The sequence below is a fragment of the Vreelandella malpeensis genome, from assembly GCF_020622355.1.
In the GTDB taxonomy this organism is placed as follows: Bacteria; Pseudomonadota; Gammaproteobacteria; order Pseudomonadales; family Halomonadaceae; genus Vreelandella; species Vreelandella malpeensis.
In genome coordinates, this window is sequence record NZ_WHVL01000001.1 from 71,019 (window position 1) to 94,367 (window position 23,349).

Annotated in this window: 21 protein-coding genes; 12 read left to right on the forward strand and 9 right to left on the reverse strand. The window is 61.9% G+C overall.

The window, feature by feature from the left end:
• Positions 1-24: 24 nt before the first annotated feature.
• Positions 25-495, reverse strand: coding sequence for a tripartite tricarboxylate transporter TctB family protein (locus GEV37_RS00350; RefSeq protein WP_227388184.1), 471 nt, complete (start codon positions 493-495; stop codon positions 25-27).
• A gap of 37 nt (positions 496-532) precedes the next feature.
• On the reverse strand, positions 533-1,498 hold the full coding sequence (locus tag GEV37_RS00355) for a tripartite tricarboxylate transporter substrate binding protein (protein WP_227388185.1): 966 nt from the start codon (positions 1,496-1,498) through the stop codon (positions 533-535).
• 166 nt (positions 1,499-1,664) lie between these two features.
• Between GEV37_RS00355 and GEV37_RS00360 the strand changes: the two genes are divergently transcribed.
• Both GEV37_RS00360 and GEV37_RS00365 read left to right on the forward strand, forming a co-directional pair.
• Entirely contained in the window at positions 1,665-3,404 is a 1,740-nt protein-coding gene (locus GEV37_RS00360) for an IlvD/Edd family dehydratase (RefSeq protein WP_227388186.1), read from the forward strand.
• A gap of 104 nt (positions 3,405-3,508) precedes the next feature.
• A complete protein-coding gene (locus tag GEV37_RS00365; RefSeq protein WP_227388187.1) occupies positions 3,509-4,183 on the forward strand; it encodes a GntR family transcriptional regulator in 675 nt (224 codons plus the stop codon).
• A gap of 52 nt (positions 4,184-4,235) precedes the next feature.
• On the opposite strand, the gene wrbA is transcribed toward GEV37_RS00365, so the two are convergent.
• Positions 4,236-4,835 (reverse strand): NAD(P)H:quinone oxidoreductase, encoded by a 600-nt coding sequence (gene wrbA / locus GEV37_RS00370; RefSeq protein ID WP_227388188.1) that lies wholly within the window; start codon positions 4,833-4,835, stop codon positions 4,236-4,238.
• Positions 4,836-5,009: 174 nt separating this feature from the next.
• Between wrbA and GEV37_RS00375 the strand changes: the two genes are divergently transcribed.
• The 7 genes from GEV37_RS00375 (at position 5,010) to GEV37_RS00405 (ending at position 10,959) form a co-directional block, all read left to right on the forward strand.
• A complete protein-coding gene (locus GEV37_RS00375; protein ID WP_227388189.1) occupies positions 5,010-5,450 on the forward strand; it encodes a hemerythrin domain-containing protein in 441 nt (146 codons plus the stop codon).
• Positions 5,451-5,621: 171 nt separating this feature from the next.
• Entirely contained in the window at positions 5,622-6,602 is a 981-nt protein-coding gene (locus tag GEV37_RS00380; protein ID WP_227388190.1) for a succinylglutamate desuccinylase, read from the forward strand.
• A 218-nt stretch (positions 6,603-6,820) separates the two neighbouring features.
• Entirely contained in the window at positions 6,821-7,591 is a 771-nt protein-coding gene (locus GEV37_RS00385) for an ABC transporter ATP-binding protein (protein ID WP_227388191.1), read from the forward strand.
• Positions 7,592-7,607: 16 nt separating this feature from the next.
• Entirely contained in the window at positions 7,608-8,309 is a 702-nt protein-coding gene (locus GEV37_RS00390; protein WP_227388192.1) for an ABC transporter permease, read from the forward strand.
• 2 nt (positions 8,310-8,311) lie between these two features.
• The gene (locus GEV37_RS00395; protein ID WP_227388193.1) at positions 8,312-9,040 is read left to right on the forward strand and encodes an ABC transporter permease; all 729 of its coding nucleotides are present in this window, start codon (positions 8,312-8,314) and stop codon (positions 9,038-9,040) included.
• Positions 9,041-9,175: 135 nt separating this feature from the next.
• Positions 9,176-9,946, forward strand: coding sequence for a transporter substrate-binding domain-containing protein (locus GEV37_RS00400; RefSeq protein WP_227388194.1), 771 nt, complete (start codon positions 9,176-9,178; stop codon positions 9,944-9,946).
• Between the two features lie 176 nt (positions 9,947-10,122).
• Positions 10,123-10,959 carry a TraX family protein gene (locus GEV37_RS00405; protein ID WP_227388195.1) on the forward strand — a complete coding sequence of 279 codons (837 nt, stop codon included), beginning with the start codon at positions 10,123-10,125 and terminating at the stop codon, positions 10,957-10,959.
• A 1-nt stretch (position 10,960) separates the two neighbouring features.
• Here GEV37_RS00405 and GEV37_RS16985 read toward each other — a convergent pair whose 3' ends face one another.
• The 3 genes from GEV37_RS16985 to purE form a co-directional block, all read right to left on the reverse strand.
• Positions 10,961-12,553 (reverse strand): sensor domain-containing diguanylate cyclase, encoded by a 1,593-nt coding sequence (locus tag GEV37_RS16985; RefSeq protein WP_275951391.1) that lies wholly within the window; start codon positions 12,551-12,553, stop codon positions 10,961-10,963.
• Positions 12,554-12,734: 181 nt separating this feature from the next.
• A complete protein-coding gene (locus tag GEV37_RS00415) occupies positions 12,735-13,856 on the reverse strand; it encodes a 5-(carboxyamino)imidazole ribonucleotide synthase (RefSeq protein WP_227388196.1) in 1,122 nt (373 codons plus the stop codon).
• 10 nt (positions 13,857-13,866) lie between these two features.
• The gene (purE, locus tag GEV37_RS00420; protein WP_227388197.1) at positions 13,867-14,379 is read right to left on the reverse strand and encodes a 5-(carboxyamino)imidazole ribonucleotide mutase; all 513 of its coding nucleotides are present in this window, start codon (positions 14,377-14,379) and stop codon (positions 13,867-13,869) included.
• A 204-nt stretch (positions 14,380-14,583) separates the two neighbouring features.
• Between purE and GEV37_RS00425 the strand changes: the two genes are divergently transcribed.
• Positions 14,584-14,856 (forward strand): XRE family transcriptional regulator, encoded by a 273-nt coding sequence (locus tag GEV37_RS00425; protein ID WP_227388198.1) that lies wholly within the window; start codon positions 14,584-14,586, stop codon positions 14,854-14,856.
• Positions 14,857-14,924: 68 nt separating this feature from the next.
• Here the strand turns inward: GEV37_RS00425 and chrA are convergent, their stop codons facing one another.
• Both chrA and ilvD read right to left on the reverse strand, forming a co-directional pair.
• Positions 14,925-16,118, reverse strand: a complete 1,194-nt coding sequence (chrA, locus tag GEV37_RS00430; protein ID WP_227388199.1) for a chromate efflux transporter — start codon at positions 16,116-16,118, stop codon at positions 14,925-14,927.
• Positions 16,119-16,212: 94 nt separating this feature from the next.
• The gene (gene ilvD / locus GEV37_RS00435; protein ID WP_227388200.1) at positions 16,213-17,898 is read right to left on the reverse strand and encodes a dihydroxy-acid dehydratase; all 1,686 of its coding nucleotides are present in this window, start codon (positions 17,896-17,898) and stop codon (positions 16,213-16,215) included.
• A gap of 138 nt (positions 17,899-18,036) precedes the next feature.
• Between ilvD and GEV37_RS00440 the strand changes: the two genes are divergently transcribed.
• A complete protein-coding gene (locus tag GEV37_RS00440; RefSeq protein WP_227388201.1) occupies positions 18,037-18,399 on the forward strand; it encodes a DUF5362 family protein in 363 nt (120 codons plus the stop codon).
• Between the two features lie 81 nt (positions 18,400-18,480).
• Entirely contained in the window at positions 18,481-22,002 is a 3,522-nt protein-coding gene (gene recC / locus GEV37_RS00445) for an exodeoxyribonuclease V subunit gamma (RefSeq protein ID WP_227388202.1), read from the forward strand.
• 40 nt (positions 22,003-22,042) lie between these two features.
• Here recC and pncB read toward each other — a convergent pair whose 3' ends face one another.
• Positions 22,043-23,227 carry a nicotinate phosphoribosyltransferase gene (gene pncB, locus GEV37_RS00450; protein WP_227388203.1) on the reverse strand — a complete coding sequence of 395 codons (1,185 nt, stop codon included), beginning with the start codon at positions 23,225-23,227 and terminating at the stop codon, positions 22,043-22,045.
• Between the last annotated feature and the right edge of the window lie 122 nt (positions 23,228-23,349).

The window sequence follows — 23,349 nt, forward strand, 5'->3', positions numbered from 1 at the left end:
TTCAACGTTGTTATAGAACGGTTGTTATAAAAAGGAGGGAAGCGCAGGCATGTTCAGGCCAAGAAAATAAAAAAATACCGCGCCGATCGTTCCCAGCAGCGTTAGCGTACCTATCAAGGCGTACTTGATGCTGACTTCCCGCACGACCATTAGCGCGGCTGCCATGAACGCGACTGATGCAATGAAATAACCCACGATGCCGATGCTGTAGGCGTATACCAGTGCCAGAAGAAAGATACCGAACGCCTTCATGTAGCCCTGCGCTGGAGTAAAAGTACCTGAGTCGACGCCTCTACCTTTTGCATTGACCAATTGAGCTCTTTTTCGAGCGACCCATATTTCTTGAACGATCAAGGCGACCGCCAATAGGCCTACCGCCGTCGAGAAGATCAGCGGCATCTGAGCCGCCCGCGCAGGGTACGCCAGGTTGTTGATAAAAAAGAACAGCGCAAGCCCCACACCGAACACGCCCAGCGACAGACGACTCCAGTTCATTTCAACACTCCTGTTGTTGTCATGGTGTCCGTACGGATCAAACGTCGTCTTCGACCTCGGCCCAAATATCACCGAAGGTTCTTTCCATGTTCTGCATCATTTCCATGTAGTCGTCACCGGTCACGATATCGATGTAGAACGCTCGATCTTCGGCCTGCTGTAGAAACTGCTCGTTGTTGGCCAACTCCTCGAAAGCAGCAATGAGCTGGTCGCGTGCTTCATCAGGGATGCCTGCTGGCGCGCTATAACCGCGTGATGAGCCGTTGATTACGTCGTAGCCGACCTCTTTCAATGTGGGAACATCCGGCAGCATCGGCAGGCGCTCTTCGGTAAATACCGCGAGAGGACGCAAGCTATTGGCTTGTAGGTGACCATATACGATGCCGACATTATTAAAGGACGCATCGATCTGACCGCCCATGGCTGCGGTGGCTGAAGGACCGTCACCGGCAAAAGGGACGAGTTCGAAATCAAGACCCGTAGCTCGCTCCACCATGATGGTAGAAAAGTAGTCGTCGCCGCCGACTCCAGAGTTACCGATAGTGATGCGTCCCGGGTTCTCCTCTGCCGCGGCGAATAGATCTTCCACGGTTTCATAAGGGCTGTCCGGGTGAACCACGATGATCCCCGGGTCGGTCACGACGTTGGCGATGGGCGTAAGCTCTTCAATGCTGTAGGAGATCGCATCGTTGATGATGTAGTTGGTCATCAACATTGGCGTATTGGTGATACTTACGACGGTGCCATCCTTGGGTGACTGATGCGTTAGGCGAGTCCATGCAATAGCGCCGGTCGCACCAGGGATATATTCGTTGATGAAATTGACCCCGAGACTCTCTCTGAGATGGGGGTGCACCAGCTGTGCCAGTGCGTCGCTCCCGCCGCCCGCCTGAAAGCCCTGTAACACTCGAATTTCATCAGACACCGAATACTCAGCGTTGGCACTTAATGGGATAACCGTCACTGCGGCAAGCAGGGATGCGGGGAGTAGTTTGTACTTCATGGTAACCACCTTGTTTGTCGTATTTGTGAGGTCGCTCATGCGGTATGCGTTGTACGTTCTGCTTGGCATGCCTAGAAAAATCTAGTTCTTCATTGACAATATTGTCAATAATATTATTAATTAAATAACCATTCATTGACTAATACGGCATGAAGAGGGTTTTGCCATGACCAAAAATAACCACGACAACTCCCAGGGAATGCGCAAGGGATTGACGAATTACGGCGATGAAGGTTTTTCGCTATTCTTGCGTAAGGCGTTTATCAAAGGGATGGGATATACCGACGATGCCCTCTCCCGCCCGGTCATTGGAATCGCCAATACTTACAGCGGTTACAATGCCTGTCACGGCAACGTCGAGGGCCTGGTCGACAGCGTCAAGCGCGGTGTCATGCTGGCTGGTGGACTGCCAGTGGATTTTCCGACCATCTCCTTGCATGAATCGTTTTCCCACCCCACCAGTATGTACTTACGTAATCTGATGGCGCTGGACACCGAAGAGATGATCCGCGCCCAGCCAATGGATGCGGTCGTGCTGATTGGTGGCTGCGACAAGACCGTACCTGCGCAGATAATGGCCGCCGCTAGTGCCAACGTACCGGCCATTCAATTGGTAACAGGCCCCATGCTCAGCGGTTCACATCGAGGAACGCGCGTCGGCGCCTGTACGGACTGTCGCCGCTATTGGGCTGCTTATCGGGGCCAGGAAATCGACGAGCAGGAGATCAGTGAGGTCAATGACAAGCTGGTACCTACCGTGGGCACCTGTTCAGTGATGGGGACGGCGAGCACCATGGCCTGTGTGGCCGAAGCCATGGGCATGATGTTGCCGGGAAGCGCGACCGCACCGGCGGTATTCGCTGATCGCCATCGCATTGCAGAACAAACCGGCACCGAGGCCGTGCGACTGGCTATCGAGCAGATCACTCCACAAAGCATCATGACCGAGGCCTCCTTTGAAAATGCGCTGCGCGTTCTACTGGCATTGGGCGGCTCGACCAATGGGCTCATTCATCTGACGGCCATCGCCGGGCGCTTGGGACTGGACGTCAACCTGGATGAGTTTGATCGCATGAGCCGAGAAACGCCCGTGCTAGTGAACCTCAAGCCCTCGGGGGAACATTATATGGAGCACTTGCACCAAGCCGGCGGGCTGGCTGCACTGCTTCGAGAGATCAAGTCGCTACTTCACCTCGATGCGATGACGATCAATGGCAAGACGCTAGGTGAGAATCTCGAGACGAGCCCCCATATTCTCAATCAACAGGTAGTTCGTAGCGCCGAGAATCCCATTTACGCTCAGGGAGGAATGGCCGTTGTAAAGGGCAACCTCGCGCCAAACGGCGCGATTATCAAGCAATCGGCCGCCTCATCCGAGTTGATGACTCACACCGGGCGCGCGGTCGTCTTTACAGGGTTGGAAGACCTGGCCAAACGCATCGACGATCCGGACCTGGACGTCAATGCAGACGATGTGCTGGTACTGCAGAACATCGGTCCCAAGGGCGCACCAGGTATGCCGGAAGCCGGATATATTCCCATCCCAAAAAAGTTGGCTGCCCAAGGAGTGAAAGATATGGTGCGTATTTCCGATGGGCGCATGAGCGGAACCGCCGCTGGCACCATTGTGCTGCATATCTCACCCGAAGCCGCCGAAATGGGTCCCTTGGCCCTGATAAGAGATGGAGATCTCATAGAACTGAACGTGACCGAGCGCCGCTTGAACCTGCAAGTCGACGAGAAAGAACTCGCGACTCGGCGCGAAGCGCTTACCCCAGGAATCGAACCGAGTAAAGAGCGGGGTTATCGGCGTCTGTTTCTCGAGCAGATACTTCAAGCCGAACAGGGCTGCGATTTCGCATTCTGTCGCCCCGAGACCACGGCCAGCGTCCCTCGCGGTCAGTAACTACGCCTGCTCAAGAGTTCTTGCTACCATGGTCGATACTTTCTTTATGGAAGGTATCGACCATACCGACCAAGATTTCATGGCAGGGATATAAACGACTATCTATGAAAGACAAAAACGCCACTGCACCGTCTATAACGGTAGGTACCGACCATATTGTCGAAGCTATCGAAGAGGACATCGTGCTGGGTAGATTGAGCCCTAAAGAGCGTTTGGTCGAGGAAGACCTTATCGAACGCTTCAACTGTAAGCGCCATATCGTCCGCCAGGCTCTGTTTCACTTGGAAACCATTGGTTTGGTGGAGCGCATTAAAAATCGTGGTGCGTTCGTCAAGACCTACACTCCCGAGGAGGTAGAGCAGCTCTACGCCATGCGCGAGTTACTCGAAACCGCCGGCGCGCAGTCGATTGCGCTACCGCTCCAGGAAACGATTCTGCAGGACCTCATTGAGATTCAAGAGCAGTATGCCAAGGCAGTTGAACAACAAGACCTGCATCGCGTATTTCTGATGAATATCGCTTTTCATCGCACGCTCTTTTCCGCTACTGGTAACAACTATCTCTCCGAGTGCATCAACGAGTTCGCTCAGAAGGCGCATTCGATTCGTTTCGTTGCCATGTCCGACCCGGCCAGCCTTCAGCGCGCCTGCGACGAGCATTTCGCGATGATCGATGCCTTGCAAAAACAAAACCGAGAGCAGCTTTGTACTCTTTGCCGGCAGCACCTGCAGCCCTCGAAGGAGCGCTACCTCAGTTTGGCGCGTTTTAATCGGCGCTAAAAGAGCGCCACGATGGGCGCTCCTTGAAGCACTCACAGAATATTCGACAGCATCAACTTTTCAGTTTCACCGTGGTCTGTGCCACCAGCTTGCCCTGGAAGCGCGCCAGCTTAAGCTCGCGCTCGCTTGGCTGGCGGGAGCCGTCGCCACCGGCGATGGTCGCGGCGCCGTAGGGGTTGCCGCCGCTCACCTCGGAAATGTCGAACTGCTCTTCGATGCCATAGCCGACGGGCACGATGACCATGCCGTGGTGGGCAAGCGTCGTCCAAGTGGAGGTGATCGTCATCTCCTCGCCGCCGCCGGTACCGGTGGAGGTGAACACGCTGGCCACCTTGCCGCGCAGCGCGCCTTTCGCCCACAGCCCGCCGGTCTGGTCGAAGAAGGTACGCATTTGGCCTGCCATGTTGCCAAAGCGGGTGGGCGTGCCGACGATGATGGCATCGAAATCGGCAAGCTCCCCGGGACTCGCTTCCGGGGTCGTGAAGTCCTGCTTGCCGCCGGCGTTCTTGTAGGCGTCTTCCGGCATGGTTTCCGGCACACGCTTGACGCTCACCTCAACGCCCTCGACCTCACCGACCCCTTCCGCCACGGCGGCGGCCAGCGTATCCACGTGACCGTACATGGAGTAGTACAGCACCAGTACCTTCGTCATTGCTCTCTCCTCGGTTGATCTGAGTTAAAAACAGGTACATTCCCAGCCTAGCCTATCGACGCGCGTTGGCACCGTTTTCGTTTAACGCGATGCGCGATGCGGCGCCTTGCACTTTCCCGTGTTGCGCACTAATTTTCTAGACGACCGATCGTGCATATAACCAAGGAGCGGGTAATGACGATTTTCGAAGCGCTGCGCAAGGACCATGACATTCAGCGGGATCTTCTCGCCAGGCTGCTGGAGACCCACGGCGACAGCAGCGAGCGCGATGCGCTCTATCAGCAGGTGCGCGCGGAGCTCAAGTATCACGCCAACGCCGAAGAGCGCGCGCTGTATATTCCGATGATGGACATCGACCTGACGCAGGAGAAGGCGCGCCACAGCGTGGCCGAGCACCACGAGATCGACGAGCTCATCGAGCTTCTCGACGACACCGACTACAGCGCCAGCAACTGGCTGGTACATGCCAAGAAGCTTCAACACCTGGTGACCCACCATCTCGACGAGGAAGAGCAGGAAGTCTTCCAGCTCGCCGGCCGAGGCCTAGCCGAGAAACAGAAGCAGTCGCTGGCCCACGAGTACCAGGACGAGATGCAGCGCCAGCGCGGCGAATGATGCTCTCGAGTCTCGTGATGACGCCTCTTTCTTCGGGAAGGGGCGTTTTCATGTGTGCATTTATACCGCCGCCCGTTTTATTTATAGCCAGACGACGCCGCTTTTGAGCTAAATCGAGCCGCGTGATACACCTGTATGATCCAAAAATTAACGACAACAGGGACTTTTTTCATGCTCGGTCAGTGGCTCGACTGGACCCTCGACGATCAAACGCCCAGCCTGCGCGAAGGCCGCCTCGAGGGTGGGCGCTATCACCTGCGGGCGCCGGGCGTGCTGGAGCTCGTTCCCGACCAGATCGGTGAAAATGCCCACGCTTGCATCTTTTCCGCCGCCCTTCACGGCAACGAAACCGCGCCGGTGGAACTTCTCGGGCAGTGGCTGTGTGCGCTGGAAGCGGGCACACAGCGCCTGGGTGCGCCGGTACTGGTGATTCTGGGCAATATCCCCGCCTTGAAGGCGCAGACCCGTTTCGTCACGACCAACCTCAACCGGTTGTTTTTTCGTGAGCTGGACCGTGCCGGCGACGAGCCGGACCGGGCACGCGCGCTGATGGCCGAGGTGGACGCTTTCTTCGAGCGCCATGCACCGCTCCCACGACTGCACTACGACTTGCACACGGCGATTCGCCAAAGCCTCTACCCGCGTTTCGTGGTGGAGCCCTTCAGCGATACGCCCACCGAGGCGCGCCAGTGGGCGTGGCTGGCCGGTGCCGACATGCAGGCGGTGCTGCACCAGCATCAGCACAGCCATACCTTCTCTCACTACAGCCGCCACTACCATGGCGCCCAGGCCTTCACCTTCGAGCTGGGGCGCGTCGCCCCCTTCGGTCACAACGATCTGGCCGCGCTGGCACCCATGCTTTCGCTGATCACGACCCTCGGTGCCGGGGAGCTTCCCGCGTCGAGCTCGACGGCCCCCCTTGCCTTCTTTCGCGTCGAGCACGAGCTCTTGCGCTCCTGCGAGGATTTCACGCTGTGCTTTGCCGAGGACGTGGCGAACTTCACCCCCTTCGCGCCAGGCACTCGGCTTGCCAGAGACGCCCAAGCGGGCGACTTCGTGGTGGGCGAGACGCCGCTGCGCGTGGTATTTCCCAACGCGCGGGTGGAAATAGGCGCACGGGCCGCGCTGCTGGTGAGCCCGGTAGAGAAATGAGCGTCGAGCGGTCTACAATGGCGTTTCACCAACAAAAACAAGCTAGGGGCAGCGCATGGCGTATCGGTTTGAGCGTCGATAAGCCAGCGCATTTGCATAAGAACGAGCACGTCGGGCATAAGGCCTGATAGAATCGCCCCTTTTTTTCGCGCCAGCCGCCTGTGACGTCCGTGTTTTCATCGGTTGCCAGTGCGGCAACCTCGCTCTGGAGCCTAGTTATGGCCGCAACGCCTACGCCTCTTGAAGTGCGCAACATCAAAAAGCGCTTCGGGGATACAGAAGTTCTCAAGGGTCTTTCACTAAAAGCGCACAAGGGGGACGTGATTACCCTGATCGGTGCGTCCGGCTCGGGCAAGAGTACCTTCCTGCGCTGCATGAACCTGCTCGAGCAGCCCGACGACGGTGACCTGATCGTCCACGGCGAGCCGGTGCGCTTCAAGGTGACCCGCCACGGCCGCGAGCCGGCGGACCGTCGCCAGGTGGTCAAGATGCGCGCCAAGCTCTCGATGGTGTTCCAGGGCTTCAACCTGTGGGCTCACATGACGCTTCTGGAGAATATCATCGAAGCGCCGGTGCACGTGCTGGGTCAGTCGAAGAAGGAGGCCACCGAGCACGCCTACGCGCTGCTCGAGCGGGTGGGTCTGACCGCCCGGGCCAACGCCTATCCGGCGCAGATGTCCGGCGGACAGCAGCAGCGCGGCGCCATCGCGCGCGCCTTGGCCATGGACCCGGAGGTGATGCTGTTCGACGAGCCTACCTCGGCGCTCGACCCGGAGCTGGTCGGCGATGTGCTCAAGGTGATGCGCGATCTCGCCAATGAAGGACGCACCATGGTGGTGGTGACCCACGAGATGGGCTTTGCGCGGGACGTATCGAGCAAGGTGATCTACCTGCACCAGGGCCTGATCGAGGAGTCCGGCACGCCCGACGAGGTGCTGAGAAACCCCACCTCGCCCCGGCTCAAGCAGTTCCTGGCTCCCAAATACTGATTTCACGAGGCACACCATGCTGGATTTGCAGGGCTACGGCCCACGGCTGATCGAGGGCGCCGGCGTCACGGTGCAGCTGGCGATTCTGTCGCTGCTGCTGGCGATAGTGCTGGGCTTGCTCACCGCCACCGCCAAGATGTCGCGTAGCTGGCTTCTTCATAAAGTCGCCACGCTCTATACCACGGTCATTCGCGGCGTGCCGGATCTGGTGCTGATGATGCTGCTGTTCTTCGGCGGCCAGATCGGCGTCAATATGATCAGTGACATGCTCTACGACCACTTCGACATCGACCTCTACATCAACTTCAACGCCTTCGCCGCCGGGGTGTTGACCATCGGATTCATCTTCGGGGCCTACATGGGCGAGACCTTTCGCGGCGCCTTCATGGCCGTCGACGAAGGCCAGATCGAGGCGGGCAAGGCCTACGGCATGGGCAACGCCCTGCTGTTTCGCCGCGTACGCTTTCCGCAGATGATGCGCCACGCCCTGCCCGGGCTCTCCAACAATTGGATGGTGCTCTTGAAGACCACGGCGCTGGTCTCGGTGATCGGGCTGACCGACATGGTACGCGTGGCCGCCGAGGCGTCGCGCGCCACCCACGAACCCTTCGTTTTCCTGCTGCCGGTAGCGGCGGTGTACCTGTTGATCGCGAGCGTCTCGGAGTGGATCTTCGCGCAGCTGCAAAAACGCTATAACGTCGGCTTCGGGGGACAGTGACCATGGATATCACCACCTGGATGTTCGAGTGGCTCGAAGGCAATGCCATCTTCACGCCCAATACGCTCGGCTACTACTGGGACGGGTTCGTCACCACCACGCAGCTGGTGTTTCTATCCCTGCTGGCGGGGCTCTTGCTGGCAGTGCCGCTGGCCATTCTACGAAGCTCTCGCCATAAGTGGATCAGCCTGCCGGTCTACGTCTACACCTACGTGTTTCGCGGCACGCCGCTTCTGATCCAGCTCTACATCATCTACTACGGCGTGGTGTTCTTTGATGGTATTCAGGAGACGTTTCTGTGGCCGATCCTGCGCGAGGCATTCTATCCTGCGCTGATCGCCTTCACTCTCAACACCGCCGCCTATACCACGGAGATCTTCCGGGGGGCGATCAAGGCAACGTCGCAAGGCGAGATCGAGGCGGCCAAGGCCTACGGCATGTCGTCCTCCTTGATGATGCGTCGCATCATCCTGCCCAGTGCCTTTCGCCGCGCGCTGCCCTCCTACGGCAACGAGGTGATCTTCATGCTGCATGCCAGCGCCATCGCGAGTGTCGTGACGCTCACCGACCTGACCGGTGCCGCGCGCTTCGTCTATGCGCGCTTCTACGCCCCGTTCGATGCGTTCCTGTTCGTGGCGGCGATCTACCTTTGCCTTACCTTTGCCATCCTGTTCGTGTTCCGCCAGCTCGAAAAGCGCTTGCTGGCGCACTTGAAGCCGCTTTCCCACTAGCCTAGACAGGAACAAGCAGCAGGGCGATCAAACGAACGTTGGTTTTGACGCGCCCTGCTCTTTTCGTCAACGCTTGGGTAGGTTAGTTTAAAGAGGATCACGTACGTGTCCCCGCATACTCAAGGAGAACTTCCAATGAAAAGAATTCTGACGCTTTCCGTTCTGGGCCTGGCCGTGGCCGCCGCCACCTCCGCTCAGGCGCGGGACTACGACAACGTTCGCATTGGTGTGGACGTTCCTTATGAACCCATGGAGTACCGCACCGCCGACGGCGAGCTGACTGGTTTCGACATCGACCTGGGCAATGCGCTGTGCGAGGAGATCGGCGTGAGCTGCGAGTGGGTCGAGCAGGAGTGGGACGGCATCATCCCGGGGCTGATGTCGCGCAACTACGACGCCATCATGTCCTCGATGACCATCAACGATGAGCGTCGCCGCCAGGTACTGTTCTCCGAGCCCTACATCACCATGCCGTCGGCCTGGTTCGCGCCGCAAAGCCTTGATATCGACGAAGCCAACGAAGAGACCCTCGACGGCATGACCATCGGTGTCCAGCGCGGCACGCTACAGGACAACTACGTGACCGACAACTTCGGCAGCGTCGCCGACATCAGCCGCTACGCCACCGCCGACGACATGGTGCTCGACATGGACGCCCAGCGCCTGGACATCGTCTTCCTCGACTTCCCGATCGGCCACTACACGCTGATCGAAGACAACGATGGCGAGTACAAGGAAGTGGGCGAGCGGATCAGTGAGCCCAAGGAGTACTTCGGCGACGGTTTCGGCATCGCCTTCCGCCAGCGTGACGAGGCGCTCGCCGAGCGCTTCAACGAGGCCCTGGCCACGCTCAAGGAGAACGGTACCTACGACGAGATCCATGCGCGCTACTTCGGCGACGAGTAAGCCTCGAGCGACAATGCTTTTAGTAACGACAATGCTTTTAGTAACAATGTCACGAACCCCCGGCCTTCGCCGGGGGTTTTCGTTTGGGTTGCGGTATAGTGGGGGCGCCGGGATGAACTCACGTGCCCGGTGCCAGTCTGATCCAACGCTCAGGTCATGAAAGACAAGGAGGTTTTATGACGCATCCATCGGACGCCCCCGCACGATCGACCGCCGCGCCGGTATCGGCGCCGCGCACCGACGAGCGCCCCTCGTCCCACTGGACCGCCTGGGGGCAGTGGCTTGCACTGGTCACGATGACCATCGATCATCTGGTGCGCTACGTGCTGCCAAACGGCTGGGACCTGAGTTGGGCAGGCTCTTCGATCGGGCGTATCGCCTTTCCCCTGTTCGCCGCCATGGTGGCCTGGCACGGGCTCTTCAATACGCGAAATCCCCTGCGCTACGCCCGTCGGGTGATGGTCATCGGTATCGCCGCCCAGGTGCCTTACATGATGATGCCGCGGGCGAGCGATGCGTTCGTGCTCAATGTCTGCTTTACCCTGGCAAGTGGCCTGGCCCTGGGAGCGCTGGTACGCCTGGGCTGGCAACACTACCTGCGCCAGACCCTGAACTTTGGCTGGCTGCTGCTCGGCACCGCAGGACTGGTGACTGTCTGGTATCTGCTCGGGTTCTGGGTGGAGTATGGCCATAATGGGCTGTTATTGATTCCGCTGTTCATGTTTGCCATGCACGCGCTCAGCGAAACCCGTGACGCACTGATCTCAAGGCTCTGGGCAGGCCTGGCCGCGTTTCCGCTTCTTTGGATCGCGGGTCAGATGAACGCCTCGGACATGGCCAAGTCCTTTACTGTCGCCACTTGTCTGGTGGTACTGCTTCTGGCAGCCGGCGCCTCTCAGAGGATTCCACCGGTATTCAAGGCCATGCCACGCAAGATGTGGCTTGCCTGGTACCCAGCGCACTTCGCCGTCATTGCGCTCTGGGTCGTGATCAGCGGTCGGTGGGCGATGTAGGTCAGGAAGTCGGGTGGCCACCCTCTCCCGCCACCCTCTCCATCTCTGACTGATAGCGGCGAAGCCGGGCGCGGCCCGCTGCCTTGGCCTGGTACATCGCCAGGTCCGCCTGCCTGAGCACCTCGGCATGATCGCATTCGACAGCGTTGAAGCAGGTATACCCCATGCTCGGCGTCACCTCTACCCATTGGTCGTTCAGGGAATACTGCCCGGTCAGCGCGGCCTTCAGCTCGGTCATCCGTTGGTGGGCCCGCGCTTCGGCCGCCTCGGTCAGGGGCTGGTTGATCAACACCAGCATCACGAACTCGTCTCCGCTGAGCCGAGCGGCCATGTCGTCATCCTTCAGATGACTGCTCAGGCGCTCGGCCACTTGTACCAGCAGGGCATCGCCGGCGGCGTGGCCGAAGGTATCGTTGATCAGCTTGAATCGGTCCATGTCGAGAAACAGCAGTACCCCGGTGCGCTCGTGGCTGGCGGCGTCGTCGCATAGTGCCATCAACCGCGTCATGAACAGGCGCCGATTGGGGAGATCCGTCAGCGCGTCGTAGTTCGCCTGGCGATGAATGATCGCCTCGTGACGCATGCGCTCGGTGGAATCCTCGATGATAGCGACGCCGCCGATCGCCTGGTTATCGATGTCCTTGACGCTATTGAAGATCGCCCGAAGCGGTGTCCCCGGCAGGTTCTCCTTGAGGTCCAGTACGCCTTCGAAATAGCCTGTGCCATCGCGCAGGGCATCGCGAACCGCCTCGGCGACCCGTGGATCCGCTGACGCCGCCAGCATGGGGTAATCGATCAACAGGTCCGCCTCGATGCCCAGGATCTTCACGAGCTCGTCGTTGCACTCGGTGATCGTGCCGGTCTTGTCGAAATGAAGCACCCCGAACGGGGAGTGATCGAAAATGGAGCGATAGCGGCGTTCGCTTTCCAGAAGCTGCGCCTCTCGGGTGAGGATACCGATCCTCAAGGTGAAGTTGTCGTGAATGATACGGTTCAATTGGGCGCTGGTGGTCATCATCAGCCCCAGGTAGATCACCACCATGGCGCCAAAGGTTCGGGAGACCAAAGTGCCTTCGATCCAGAAAAGCACGGACAGCGGCACAAGCGCCTGAATCACGAAGCCCATGGCGATCCAGCGATTGGAGGATAGCGTACTGGTACCGCCCCCGGTGACCCCGGCCATGGCAAACGCGACGGCGGCGAGTTGCTCCGGATGGTTGGGTGTGAAGAACAGCACCCCCGCCGCGCCCCAGACGGCGCCTGCCACCAAGGCACATAGGGCGAAGGTGTAGAGCCATGCTTTGTGACGAGGGGCGGGATTGGCGTAATGGAATCGGTAGGCCAGCCATAACCGCAGCAGAGAAATGATGCCCAGTATCGCCAGCCACCTCAGCATCAGTCCCGGATCATTGGCCTCCCAGATCGCCACCAGCATCAAGCTCGCCACCACCAGGCCACTGACGACCGGAATCCAGAGCTTGTTGTAAAGCAGGCCTACCTTCGCCATTTCGAGATCGCCAAGCGTCAAGGCTTTGCCGGATACGCTCGCCAGGTGATAGGCCGCAATGGCTTCAGGTTTCCACTTCCAAGGCATAGTCTGCCCCTGTGCGTTTATGAGTTGGTTTTATGAACACACATGCAATTGAGTGAAGTTCGAGGTGCGAGTTGGGTAGGGCTCGTTTCGATGTATCAGTTTTATAGTATTTGTCGACACAAAGCGATTTATCATTAGCCTAAAAAAACCGCCTGCAAGCAGGCGGTCATGGGGCGGGAAATTAACGCCTCGAGACAAAACTCCAGGAGACCGGCGGCGCCTCGGGAAGCAAAGCCTGGCAGCGGCGCACCTTGTCCAGAAGCTCTTCGTGAGAGTCGGCCAGCACGTTGAGGTGGGCAAGCTTGCGTCCGGCCCGCCCCTGCTTGTCGTAGCGGTGCAAGTGGGTATGCGGAATCGACAGCAGCGCCGCGCTGTCGCCTTCGCGGCCGATCACGTTCACCATGCAGGTCGGCGCGATGGCATCGGTGGCGCCGAGCGGCAGCCCCTGCACCGCGCGCAGGTGGTTCTCGAACTGGCTGGTGACGGCGCCGTCCATCGTCCAGTGGCCGGAGTTGTGGACCCGCGGTGCCATCTCGTTGGCCAGAAGCCCCCCGTCGCGCGTCTGGAAAAGCTCCAGCGCCAATACGCCCACGTAGTCGAGCTCGTTGAGCAGCGCGCGAATGTAGCCATCCGCTGTTTGCTGGACGCTCTCGTCCAGGTCCGGCAGCGGCGCCACGGAGTAGCGCAGGATGCCGCCCTCGTGCTGGTTCTCCGCCATCGGGTAGAACACCACCTCGCCATCGCGCCCGCGCACCGCGATGATCGATACCTCGCGCACGAAGTCGACGAAGGCCTCGACGATCAGGCGGGAATGGCCGATCGACGCCCAGGCCTCAGAGGCCTGCTCCGGAGAGGAAAGCACCACCTGGCCCTTGCCGTCGTACCCCTCGGTGACCGACTTGGCGACCACCGGACAGCCGAGCTCGCGGGCCGCATCGGCCAGCGCCTCGGCGCTTTCGACAACGCGGTAGGCCGGGGTGGGAATACCGAGGCGATCGAACAGCGCCTTTTCCTCCACCCGGTTCTGGCACACCGCGATCGCCCGGCTAGAAGGGTAAACCGGCTTCACTCGCTCGATCTCCTCCACCAGCGCGACGGGCAGGTGCTCGAACTCGTAGGTGACCACATCGACCTTGTCGAGAAACGCTGCCAGGTGCTGGTTGTCCGGGTCAACGATGACCTCGCCCAGCCCCACGCTCGGGCTGCCCGTGGTATCCAGAAAGGTGAAGCGATTGCCTAGCGGATAGCCCGCCAGGGCCAGCATCCGGCCGAGCTGGCCGGCCCCCAGTACGCCAATGTTCATCGTCGCCTCCTCAGGCCTTGTCGCTGTCAGGCCGCGGGTCCGGGTTGTCCAGCACCAGTTGGGTCTGCTCGAGGCGAAACGCCTCGACCGCCTCGCGCACCGCGCTGTCCTGAAGCCCGACGATCTGAGCGGCCAGAAGGCCTGCGTTGGTGGCGCCGGCCTTGCCGATGGCCAGCGTCCCCACAGCGATGCCGCCGGGCATCTGGGCGATCGACAGCAGCGAGTCGAGCCCCTTGAGCGCCTTGGACTCCACCGGCACGCCCAGCACCGGAAGCGGCGTCTGAGACGCTACCATACCCGGCAGATGCGCTGCCCCGCCCGCGCCGGCCACGATCACCTGAAGCCCGCGCTCCGCCGCGCCCTTGGCGTACTCGAACAGCAGATCCGGTGTGCGGTGGGCGGAGACCACGCGGGTTTCGTAGGCGACGCCTAATCGCTCGAGCATATTGACGGCGTGTTCCATGACGGGCCAATCGGATTTCGACCCCATGATCACGCCCACCTTGGGTGCGCTACCGGACATCTATTCGCTCCTCGGCCAGAGGCCTCAAACCGTTTCCTGACGAAAAAAGCCGCAAGGCTTAGCTGAATTTGAAGGCGCATAGTCTACCAGAGCGCGCCCGGTTAGGGGCCGGCTCGCCGGGACGAAATTTTCCTTCGCCCAGGCATTGAAAAGCGCCCTCGTTAGCGGCATTGTGTAGCTGTCATTTCAGACCCATGGAGTCACATGAGTACGGCATACTCGACTGCTCGCGCAGAAACGCTGGACCCTCCGCGAAGCAGCCCTGACCTCGATGTCAGGGAACTTGAAAAACGTACGCGCCTGATGCGCATCATCACACGGTTGATCGCCGTATCGGATCTGGGAAGCCGCGAAATCGCCCGCCGGGCTGGCCTTCCTGTCCAGAAGATCAGCGACCTGCTCGCCGGAAGGCTCGAGCATCTGGACATGGACGAGCTCAACGTCCTGCGCCGAACACTAGAGCTGGAGGCGCCATAGTCAAAGCGTCTATAGCCATCAGATACCAACGCCTCGCCATCGCGAGGCGTTTTTCGTGGCGCTTATATTCAGAAAGCACCGCCCAGCAAGAGATTCCCCAGCACTATCAGGATCACTACCGCCCAGGCCGGAAGCTGCCATACATACAGCAGCAAAAATCCCGCCAGCGCCAGCGTAAAGTCGAGCGGCGTGAACACGGCGCTTTGCCAGACCGGATCGAACAGCGCCAGCGCCAGAATCCCCACCACCGCCGCATTGACTCCACGCAGAAACGCCCGGGCATGCGTCCAGCGCCGAAAGCGACTCCAGAATGGCAGCACGCCGACCAGCAACAACAACCCTGGCGCGAAGAGCGCCACCAGCGCCAGCGCCGCGCCCACACCCGCGTGAAGGCCAGGCCACAGCGCGCCCAGGTAAGCCGCAAAGGTGAACAGCGGCCCGGGGACGGCCTGGGCGGCGCCGTAGCCCGCCATGAAGGCGTCGTCATTGATCACGCCCGCCTGCACCGTCTCGGCACTTAACAGCGGTAGCACCACGTGGCCACCGCCGAATACCAAGGCGCCAGCGCGATAGAAAGCGTCAATCAGGGTGAACCCGGCGCCTTCGGAGGCCAGCAACGGCAGTGCCACCAGCAAAGCGGCGAAGCTCACGAGCGCCAGGCCACCCGCTCGCCGAGAAACCCCGAAGGCCAGATGCTCTCCCGGCGCAGAAGCGCCGCTTTCGCGGCACCATCTGAGTCCCACTACCCCGCCCAGGGCAATGGCGGCCACTTGCCCCGATGGCCCGCTCATCAGCGCAGCGACGAACACCGCCGCCAGGGCGATGCCCGCGCGAGTGCGGTCCGGGCAGAGGCTTTTCGCCATGCCCCACACCGCGTGGGCCACGATCGCCACGGCGACGAGCTTAAGGCTGTCGATCAGCCGCTCGGCAAGCGGTCCCTCCAGCACGGCGGCGCCGAAGGCGAACAGCAAGAGCACGATGGCCGAGGGCAGCGTGAAGGCGAACCACGCCGCCGCCGCCCCCAAGGGGCCTGCGCGCAGAAGCCCCAGCGCGAACCCGACCTGGCTGCTCGCCGGGCCCGGCAGAAACTGGCAAAGCGCCACCAGCTCCGCGTAGGCGGACTCGCTCAGCCACTGCCGTCGGACGACGAACGCGTGGCGAAAGTAGCCCAGATGCGCGACCGGCCCGCCGAAAGAGGTCAAACCCAGCCACAGAAATACCCGAAAGACCTCGCCTGCCCGCCCACGCGTCTCGACCGCCATGTTCCCTGCCTCTTGCGAAAGAAAACCCTCAGCCTAGCGCGCCGGGTTGACGCGCTGATGACAGGCAGGCCATCGAGCCCGGGCGTTTTCCGGGTCAGTCGTCGTAGTCGGTGACGGCGCCGGTGCTGGCGGAACTCACCTGGCGGGCGTACTTGGCGAGCACTCCTCGAGTGTAGCGCGGCGCGGGCTTTTGCCACTCGCTCTGTCGCCGGGCCATCTCCTCAATACTGACGGCGATATCGATGGTGTCAGCATTGGCGTCGATTGTGATCACATCGCCGTTTTCCACCAATCCGAGCGGTCCGCCCTCGAAGGCTTCCGGGGAAACGTGGCCCACCACGAAGCCGTGGCTGCCGCCGGAGAAACGCCCGTCGGTGATCAGCGCTACGTCACTGCCCAGGCCTCGCCCCATGATCGCGGAGGTCGGGGTGAGCATCTCGCGCATGCCCGGCCCGCCCTTCGGGCCTTCGTAGCGAATCACCACTACATCACCCGCGACCACGGTGCCGTCGTTGATGCGCGCCTGGGCCTCCTCTTCCGAGCCAAACACCCGCGCCGGGCCTGAAAAGCGCGTGCCTTCCTTGCCTGTGATCTTGGCCACTGCCCCTTCAGGGGCCAGGTTGCCGTAGAGAATGCGCAGGTGGCTTTCAGCTTTGACTGGCTGATCGAGCGGCGCGATGATCGACTGATCCATCGGGTAGGGTGCGACCCCCGCCAGGTTCTCGGCCAAAGTCTTTCCGGTCACCGTAAGACACTCGCCGTGTAGAAGGCCTGCATCGAGCAGGATCTTCATCAAGGGCTGGATTCCGCCGATCGCCACCAGCTCGCTCATCATGTAGTGGCCGCTCGGGCGCAGGTCCGCCACCACCGGCACGCGCTTGCCGATTTCGGTGAAATCCGAAAGCGTAAGCTCAACACCAATGGTGCGCGCCATGCCGATCAGGTGCAGCACCGCGTTGGTTGAACCGCCAAGGGCGATCACGATGGTGATGGCGTTCTCGAAGGCCTTGCGCGTCATGATATCCGAGGGTTTGATGTCGGCTTTCAAGAGCTCGAGCACCGCTTCGCCTGCGGCCTTGCAGTCGTCGCGCTTCTCCTGGGAGATCGCGTTCTGCGCCGAACTTCCCGGCAGGCTCATGCCGAGCGCTTCGATGGCCGAGGCCATGGTGTTGGCGGTGTACATGCCGCCACAGGAGCCGGGGCCGGGGATTGCGGTCTCCTCGATCTGCTTGAGCTCGATCAGGTCCATGTCGCCGCGCGAATGTGCGCCCATCGCTTCGAACACCGAAACGATATCGGTGTGGCCCTTGCCCGGCATGATGGTACCGCCGTAGACGAACACGCTGGGTCGGTCGAGGCGCGCCAGCCCCATCACGCAGCCGGGCATGTTCTTGTCGCAGCCGCCAATCGCGATTAGCCCGTCGAAGCCTTCGCAGCCGGCAACCGTTTCTATAGAGTCCGCAATCACCTCGCGGGAGACCAGCGAGTACTTCATGCCTTCGGTGCCGTTGGCGATGCCGTCAGAAATGGTGATCGTGTTGAACACCACGCCCTTGCCACCCGCGGCGTCGGCTCCTTCGCGAGCAAGCTCGGCCAGCTCGCCGATATGGCTGTTGCAGGGCGTCACCATGCTCCAGGTCGAGGCCACGCCCACCTGGGGCTTCTTAAAATCCTCGTCGTTGAATCCTACCGCGCGCAGCATCGCGCGGCTGGCGGCCTTGCCCGGGCCGTCGACCACCGGGGCGGAGTGGCGGCGGGTGTGATCGGTCGGTTCCTTCATGGCGTTCTCCTGGGTTTTGATCGATGAACACCAGCTTGGCGGTGCGCCGGCCCGGCTGCAAGGGCGCGACGAGACAAAAGCGCTAAAAGTGATTAAGATCGAGCCCTTGAACCCAGCGGTCGATGTCAAGGAGGAGCAATGGACCCCCAGGAGAAACACGAACTTCTACGCAGCGTGGCCGAGCCCCTGTACCGCGCCAAGCTCTGGATGCAGTTGATCGGCGTGATGCTGATTCTCACCGGCGTGCTGACGGCGCTTACCATCATCGGCCTGCTGGTGGCCTGGGTGCCCATCTGGGCAGGGGTGGTGTTGATGCAGGCCGCCGGCGGCTTCAACCGCGCCTACCAGAGCGGCGACGAGCGCGAGCTGCGCTTTGCCCTCACCAAGGTCAAGACCCACTTCACCATCGTCGGCGTGCTGCTGCTTCTCTATCTTGCGCTGTTTGTGGGCATGGCCTTTCTCGGCCTGCTGGGCATTGGCAACGTCACACTCTCCTACTAAGGGCGCAGCGCCCGGCGCCTCTATCTCGAAGGCCTCTACGGCGAGGCCTTTGCTGCACTTGCCACTCACGGAATCGTTCTCATGAGCCTTTCAGCACCGCCGCTCACCCCGGGTTTCATGGTGATCCACGCCAACCGGCTGGAGGATCTGCGCGCCGTGGCGGTGGAGTGGATGCGCCTGCATCCGCTGGGCCCGCTCGAGAACGAGACGATCCTGGTGCAGAGCAACGGCATCGGCCAGTGGCTGAAGCTTGCCCTGGCCGAGAACCCGGACAACGGCGGCGCGGGCATCGCGGCAGCGCTCGACGTCACGCTGCCCGCGCGCTTTCTCTGGCAGGCCTACCGCACCGTGCTTTCCCATGTGAGCCAAGGCCAGGACCCGGTGCCGGAAACCTCGCCCTTCGACAAGTCGCGCCTGGTGTGGCGCCTGCTGCGCCTTCTGCCCACGCTGGTGAAGGACCCGGTCTTCGCGCCGCTGGCACGCTTTCTGGCGCTCGATCGCGACCAGCGCAAGCACTACCAGCTCGCCGAGCGGCTGGCGGATCTGTTCGATCAGTACCAGGTCTACCGGGCGGACTGGCTCGAGGCCTGGGCAAGCGGCAACGACGTTTTGATCGGCGCGCGGGGCGAGCAGCGCGCGCTTGAAGAGCACCAGCGCTGGCAGCCCGCCCTGTGGCGCCGCCTGCGCGACGACGTGGCCAGCACCCAAGGCCCCGGCGGGCTGATGAGTAGCCGGGCGAGCGTCCACCAGCGTTTTCTGGAGGCCACCGAGCATCTCGAAGGCCAAGCCTGCCCCCCCAAGGTGCCCCGGCGCCTGATCATCTTCGGTATCTCGTCGCTGCCGCAGCAGACGCTCGAAGCACTGGCCGCACTTTCGCGCTGCTGCCAGATCGTGCTGTGCGTGCACAACCCCTGCCAGTACTTCTGGGCGGACATCATCGAGCACAAGGACCTATTGCGCGCCAGCCGCTACCGTCAGCGCCGCAAGGCAGGCATGCCGGAGGCGCTTGACGTGCTGGGTACCGGTGACGCGGACGGTGCGCTGCACCTGCACGCCCAGCCGCTGCTCGCCGCCTGGGGCAAACAGGGCCGCGACTACTTGCGCCTGATCGACGAGCACGACGACACCGGCGACTACCAATCCCTGTTCGAGCAGCGCGCCTTGCGCATCGACATGTTCGAGCCCTTCTCCCAAGGTAGCGGCACGCTCTTGAGCCAGCTCCAGGACGACATCCGCGAACTGCGCCCGGTAAATGAAACCCGCGAGCACTGGCCAACGCCGAGCGATGACGACGATTCGATCGTCTTCCACATCGCCCATGGCCCCCAGCGCGAAGTCGAGATCCTTCACGATCAGCTTCTGGCCGCCTTCAGCAGTGATCCGAGCCTTCGCCCGCGCGACATCATCGTCATGGTGCCGGACATCGACCGCTACGCGCCGCACATCGAGGCGGTGTTCGGCCAGCTCAATCAGGATGACCCGCGCTTCATTCCGTACACGCTGTCAGATCAGGCGAGCCGCCATCGGCTGCCCTTGATGATCGCGCTGGAAAAGCTGTTGCGCCTGCCGGAGCTGCGGCTTTACACCAGCGACGTGCTGGATCTGCTCGACGTGCCGGCGCTGCGCCAACGCTTCAATCTCGAAGAGCGCGACCTGCCCACTCTCGCCCGCTGGATGGAAGGCGCCGGCATTCGCTGGGGTCTCAACGCCCGCGCCCGGCAGAACCTGGAACTGCCCGGGGGCCTGGCCCAGAACACTTGGGCCTTCGGCCTGCGCCGGCTGCTGCTGGGCTATAGCGTGGGCGAGGCCGGTGCCTGGCAGGAGATCGAGCCTTTCGATGACATCGGCGGGCTGGAGGCGCGCCTGGCTGGCCCCCTGGCCACGCTGTTGGAGAAGCTCGAAGCCACTTGGGAGTGCTTCTGCCAGCCAACGGATGCCGCCACCTGGGTGGCGCGGCTGCGCGAGCTTTTGGAAACCTTCTTTCTCACCGATGACGCCGCCGAGAGCGTCATGCTCACCAAGCTCGAAAGCGCCCTGCAGCAGATGCTCGAGAGCGCCCAGGAAGCCGCTCTTGCCGACGCGCTGCCGCTGTCGCTGGTGCGCGAGCACTGGCTGTCCCAGATCGACGAGCACTCGCTCTCCCAGCGCTTTCTGGCCGGTGCGGTCAACTTCGCCACCCTCATGCCGATGCGTGCGATTCCCTTCAAGCGCGTCTGCCTGCTGGGCATGAACGATGGCGACTACCCGCGCTCCCAGCCACCGCTTGACTTCGACCTGATGGGCGGCGACTACCGGCCCGGCGACCGCTCGCGCCGCGAGGACGACCGCTACCTGTACCTGGAGGCGCTGCTCTCCGCCCGCGACCAGCTGTACGTCAGCTGGGTGGGCAGAAGCCAGATCGACAACGCCCCGCTGCCACCTTCAGTGCTGGTCGGCCAGCTGCGCGAACACCTGGAAGCCGGCTGGCAGCGCGAAGGCGGCGACCTTCTCGCACGGCTGACCACGGAGCACCCGCTGCAACCCTTCAGCCAGCGCTATTTCGGCCAGACCGGCAAGCTCTTCACCTACGCCCACGAATGGCGCGAGGTACATGCCGCACCAAACGCGCGTGATACGGCCTCGCTCCCCCCGCTTGCCGAGGACGAACCGGCCACGCTGGGCCTCGCGCAGCTTGGCAACTTCCTGCGCGAGCCGGTCAAGAGCTTCTTCAATACCCGGCTGGGAGTGTATTTCGAGCAGGAGGCCATCGCCGAGCTCGACGCCGAACCCTTCGCCCTGGATGGCCTTCAGAACTGGCAGCTTCAGGATCAGTTGATTGCCGCCCAGCGGCGTGCGGTCGATAGCGGCGAGCCCCGCATCGACGCCCTCGATGCCGCGCTATCGCGCTTCCAAGGCCAGGGCGTGCTCGCCATCGGCGCTTTCGGCGAGCGCATGAAAAACGCCCTCGCCGAGCCGATGGACGCCCTGTTCGAAAAGTATGCAGACGCGCTCGCACAGTGGCCGGTGAACGTTGACGCCCCCCAGCCCGTGACCCTCGCCGCCCCCCACGGGCCGATGCTCGAGGATTGGCTGGGCGAGCTTCGCGAGAACGAGGCGGGCGAGCGCTGCCGGGTGCTGCTGCTCAGCACCAGCCTGATCCGCCAGAGCAAGTACCAGTGGTACCACCTGCTGCGCCACTGGGTGGCACACCTGGCGGGCAACCTGCACGCCCCTTTGACCACCCAGCTGATCTCCAAGGCGGGCCACGTAAGCCTCGCCCCGCTGGCGGCAGACGTGGCCCAGGCGCACCTGATCAACCAGCTGGAAGCCTGGCAGCGCGGCCAGCAAGCGCCGCTGCCGCTCTCCCCCGGTGCCGGATTCGAGTGGCTCAACAAGCAAGGCACGCCCCAAAGCGATGAGACCGGCAGCGCCTACGCCGCCGCCGAAGCCGCCTACGAAGGCGGCCGTTTCATCGCCGGCGACGTCACCAAGAGCGCCTACCTCGCCCACCAGTGGCCACGCTTTGCGAACCTCTTCCACGCCCGCACGCCCCAGGGCGAAGGTTTCGCGGAACTGGTGGAGAGTCTCTATGCGCCGCTGTTCAAGGCCGTGAAGAAGCTCTGATCGGGTATAGTACGAGCCACTTGATGCAGCACGGCGGCGTCTACTCCGCCGGCCAATGAGTCAGCGCCAGAATCCGCTGGGCGAGCGCGATCATCTCCGGGTCGCCGGTGTGCTTGTCCGGTACGTCCGAGAGCTTGATGACCGGCAGCCACCCCTGGCCTTCCGGGCGCGCCTTGACCATCTTGATCACCATGTTCATCGGCTCGAGGCCAACGTCGTTGGTGAAGTTGGTGCCGATGCCGAAGGCAGTGCCGATGCGCCCCTCGCAGAACGCCTGGATGCGCTCGACCTTCTCCGGGGTGAGCGCATCGGAAAAGATGATCGACTTGGTCTGCGGGTTCACCCCCAGGCGCTTGTAGTGCTCGATGGTCGCCTTGGCGAACTCCACCGGGTCACCGCTGTCGTGGCGCACGCCGTCGAAGAGCTTGGCGAACTTCTTGTCGAAGCTCTCGAAGAACGCTCGCGAGGTGAAGGTATCGGTCAGCGCGATGCCAAGATCGCCGCGATAGACGTCCACCCAATGTTCGAGTGCCAGGCTGTTGGCCATCTTGAAGCCGAAGCGGGCGCCGTGGAACATGAACCACTCGTGGGCGTGGGTGCCGATCGGTTTCACGCCGTGGCGCATGGCGAGATAGACGTTGCTGGTGCCGGTGAAGGCTTCGCCGCCGTAGTGGCGCAGCGCCCCTACCACACGGTCGTGTACCGCGAAGGAGAAGCGGCGCCGGGTGCCGAACTCGGCGATCTTGAGCCCCAACTGGCGGTAGTGCTCGATCTTCTCCTTGGTGCGCTGCTCGATCAGAGCATCGGTCTCGCTGGCCACGCGTTCGCCGCGCAGGCGATACCACAGCTCGCTGATCAGCGACATCAGCGGCACTTCCCACAAGATGGTGCGATACCAAGGGCCCTCGATGATCACGGAGACCTCGCTGCCCTGCTGCTCGATGATCACTTCCGAGGGGTCGTAGCGAAACCCGGCCAGGAAATCGAGGTAGGTAGGATCCAGATACGGGCAGGTGGTTTCCAGATAGCGCTTCTCTTCCTCGCTGAGCGTCAGCGAGGCCATCTTGTCGACTTCCTGGCGCAGCGCCACGCCGAATCCTTCGGGAAAACGGTGCTCGCCGCGATTAATGAACGCGTAGTGGGCGTGGGCGTAGGGAAAGCGCTTGATCACGGCGTTCTGCATGGTGATCTTGTAAAAATCGTTATCGAGAAGCGATGTCAGCATGGTGTCTCATCGTCAGCAAATACTGGGTGCCGCAGCAGCGTTTCCAGGCCATCCTGGCGTGGGCTGGCCGACAAGATTAGCAGGTGAAGGGCGCCGCTCACAGCCCGCCGCCTGGCCGCGCC